Source organism: uncultured Gemmiger sp. (assembly GCA_944388105.1).
In the GTDB taxonomy this organism is placed as follows: domain Bacteria; phylum Bacillota; class Clostridia; order Oscillospirales; family Ruminococcaceae; genus Gemmiger.
In genome coordinates this window covers 1-3,681 of the sequence record CALXHN010000167.1, presented here as the reverse complement: position 1 = coordinate 3,681, position 3,681 = coordinate 1, and the positions used below count along the sequence as shown (strand labels likewise).

Annotated in this window: 3 protein-coding genes; 1 reads left to right on the top strand and 2 read right to left on the bottom strand. The window is 45.9% G+C overall.

What is annotated here, in order from left to right:
* Positions 1–435 (bottom strand): MarR family transcriptional regulator, encoded by a 435-nt coding sequence (locus Q0K17_RS11190; protein WP_294542988.1) that lies wholly within the window; start codon positions 433–435, stop codon positions 1–3.
* A 156-nt stretch (positions 436–591) separates the two neighbouring features.
* Between Q0K17_RS11190 and Q0K17_RS11185 the strand changes: the two genes are divergently transcribed.
* A complete protein-coding gene (locus Q0K17_RS11185; protein WP_294542987.1) occupies positions 592–1,770 on the top strand; it encodes an MFS transporter in 1,179 nt (392 codons plus the stop codon).
* Between the two features lie 190 nt (positions 1,771–1,960).
* Here the strand turns inward: Q0K17_RS11185 and Q0K17_RS11180 are convergent, their stop codons facing one another.
* Positions 1,961–2,926, bottom strand: a complete 966-nt coding sequence (locus Q0K17_RS11180; RefSeq protein ID WP_294542986.1) for a small ribosomal subunit Rsm22 family protein — start codon at positions 2,924–2,926, stop codon at positions 1,961–1,963.
* Positions 2,927–3,681 lie beyond the last annotated feature (755 nt).

The window sequence follows — 3,681 nt, the reverse complement described above, 5'->3', positions numbered from 1 at the left end:
TCACTCTTCCTGATTTAAAGCAGCTCGTGCCGCTGTATCCAAAAGCCGACGGAAGTTTTGACGGTCTTCTTCCGACATGGTTTGCGTCATTCGACAGAAACAGGCTTCCACTTGCTCTCGTATATGCGGGTAAACCTGCCAAGCCTTTTCTGTTGGATGTATATCATAGGTCCTTTTATCTTTTGGATTGGTGGTACGCTGAAGGAAGCCTCTCTCCTCCAGTTTTGTCACGGTCTTGGCAATAACACTTTTATCCAGGGAAAGCCGTTTGGTGATTTCATCCTGGGTCAACGTGCTGAAGTCGCATACAATCATGATCACAATCGCCTGCGCTGCCGTAAGGTCACAGGGAATACAGCCCTCGTTGAGCCATATATGCGATTTTCGATATAAGATAGAAATTGATTTGAACGGACTGTCCGCTGCAAAGGACATTTCCGATCACCCCCATTGTTTCGTATTATACTTTATTTTAGTGGCAATTGCAACCATATATTGACGCGCCACGGGTTCCGTGTTACACTAAAAAGGTGGCAATTGCCACCTTATTTTTTGTTACTGACTTTTATAAAAGAAAAGGAGTATGTATGCATGGAGAAAAATGAAAAAATCTGGAACAGAAGATTTATCCTTCTGTTTATCACCAATCTGCTTGTTTTAGCCGCTTTCTACGCATCGATCCCCGTCATTCCCATCTACTGTCAGGAGATCGGTATCACCGGGTCCAAAATCGTGATTGTTCTCACCGCTATGTCTGTAGCCACCATTTTGTTCCGCCCTGTAGCCGGGTATCTGCTGGACAACTTCAACCGTTATCGGGTTTATCTGCTGTTCCTTGCTTTGTTTTGCCTTTCTTTCCCGGCTTTCATCGCCTTTCCGATCTTCGGGGTTCTGATCATCATTCGGCTGTATATGGGCGCTGTATACTCGGTCTGTGGTTCGGCTACCATGACATTGGCTGGAGATGTTCTGCCCGTTCAGAAAATCACCGAAGGTATCAGCCGCTTTGCCTTCACTGTATCCATCGGCATGGCTGTTGGCCCCTATGTGGGATTGCAGATACAGAGCCACATGAGCAGCAAGGCCTCTTTTCTGACCATCTTCGGCATCTCGGTGGCCGCACTCATCTGTGTTTCCTGCTGCCGTATTCGGTATCCGAAAGTCGCCCGCAAAAAGTTTTCTATCCGCGATTCCATTTACACGCCCGCACTGCCTTTCATGTTCAACATGATGTTTCTGATGATTCCTTACGGAGCTGTCATTGCCTATTCTTCCATCTTTGCTCAGGAAAAGGGACTTTCCGCCTATCTTCCCTATTTTTACATCTTTCTGGTGCTGGGTATGTTGGTTTCCAAATTGTCCACTCAGAAAATGATCGATGCCGGCCGCCACAAGATTCTGGTTTGCCTGAGTCTGATTGTTTTGATCCTGACCATGCTGAGCTACCTGTTTATGAGCACCGGCATTCATCTGCTGGTTTCCGGCTTTCTGTTTGGCCTTGGATATGGAATCCTGCAGCCGCTGTTTCAATCGTTTGTGACCGGCACCACCGACGCCCCCAAACGTGGTGTGGCCAATGCTACATACATGCTTTCCTATGACATCGGAATCGGTATTGGCTCTCTGTTGATGGGCTTTCTGCAGGAGACCTTGGGTTTGCCTGTCGGTTTTGCCTTGACAGCCATTGCTTATATTGTCGGAGCTGCCGTGTATCTGTTCTATGTGGATGGCTATTATCGTCGCCTGAAAAAATCTGATATTCGTGTGTGATATTTTTTGCACCACTAAAACAGCCGGGAAATCTGTGACCAGTTTCGCAGATTTCCCGGCTTATTTGTATCTATATTACCACGTGTTCTTCGTTGTTTTCTAAAGCTCCCTTTTCTGACTTCTGTCCGGTGCAGTTTATTGAGCTCTGCTGCAAGATTGCTCATCACCGGAAGTTTGAATTACTAAAAACTCATAAAAAAGTATCTCCGCACTTTGATTTGCGCGCAGTCTTAAAAAGTACCTTATCTTTTTTGGTAATGGCCCGCGTCTCAATAGAAGATGATTGCGTGCATAGTTGTAGTGTAATTCTGCCAGATTCAATTACCGGATGCCTTAAGATACGTGATTTTTTCTTTCCGCTCTGCGCCCTCGAAAAAACCAGGTAAGAGTATTTTTCATCTTCAAAAGGTGCTTCGCCGCCTTTGAGAAGTTTATGTAATTTGGTGCGCGATACGCGACTCGTAAAATGGCACCAGTCTCCAGCGGGCAATGGGCATTCCGCGTTATGGGGACAAGGGGCCACCACACTGGCTCCTTGCCTTATCAAGCATTCCCGAATAATTTTCATATGCTCAAATGCGGTAGGTGTCCCCGGCTCAACTATCAGCAGATACTGATTGGTACACGACCATAATTTCTCAATTAGTTTCATACGGTCGGCTTCCGCCAGCTCATTTAAAGAATACGAGGCAATCACCAAATCATACTGACCGCTGAAATCAAACGTGCTCATATCCCCTTGCAGCCAAGTGACCTTGTCCTTAAGTGGCATGCTTTGCATTAAAGTTTTGGCAATTTCAATCATCTCCGGCTCTCTCTCAAGGCAAGTAACCGTCTCAATACCTGGGATGCATTCATACGCGGCCCATACTGCCGTTCCCGTACCGGATCCAACATCGAGCACGGTCTTGATGTTCGCAGAGTCCACCATTTCTAACAGGTAGTTTATTGCGGAAGAGACCGCACCATAAGTGGCTGGCATTCGTACAATTGCGTACACGATAGTTTCGGCCTTCTCTTTTACAAGCCGCTTTCCTTGTCCGCTTTCATTCTTGTATTTGCTCGAGATATCCGCAGATGTCTCAAGCAATTTTCCGTGTGGAACGCCAACGGCCAACTGTTCAATCGAATATTTCAAATCATTAGGTAAATCCATTTTATCCAAACCCCAATTTTCGTTATTATATTCTGAACAGATATAGACTAGAAACACACCAGAGCGGCGAAGAATATCCGGCAGCGCAAATAGCGTTATAACCTCTGTTCATTGTAAGGCTTCCTTGATAATTCCCGATATCAAATAGGATCATTCCAATTTAGGCAATGGGCACAGCATTCTCTGCACATTTATTGCTCTTCTTGAAATATGCCAAATTTAGTTTATCATCTTTTTTCTAAAATGCAATTTCATTTTGGCAAGTAGCAGGCATCGCTTCACCCAAGATGTATCCCCTTCAGATTCTGCTCATAGATTTGAGCCACCGATATTCTTTATCCCAATCAGTTTGGAGCTTTGCTCTCCAAGTCACCACGGTCCGGCTCCTTTCCAGGTCCGGTCGGTCCCGTTGAGGTGTTTTTGATCTATTCCCAGGCTTTGATGCTCCGCTTCTGGGTTTGTATGTGACCACTGTTCCATTTGTTATAACGGCAGCCCACCTGACAGGTCTTCATGTGCTCGCATTTGTGTCTCCTCAAGCCCCATCTTGCTGCAATAACACTTCTTTAAGGTCCCTATAAATCTTTAGTTTTAGTGTCTTTCCCATTTTGCTCACTTGCAGGTCACTACAAGACCCGGTTGTTACCTAAAACCACAAAATTCAAAAAGCAGTCAGGCCCCCCGGCTAAGCCGGGGGCTTGTGTAAGCCCTAGAAGGGCATAATACGGACAACGCCCCTCAAGGGGCCACGAATG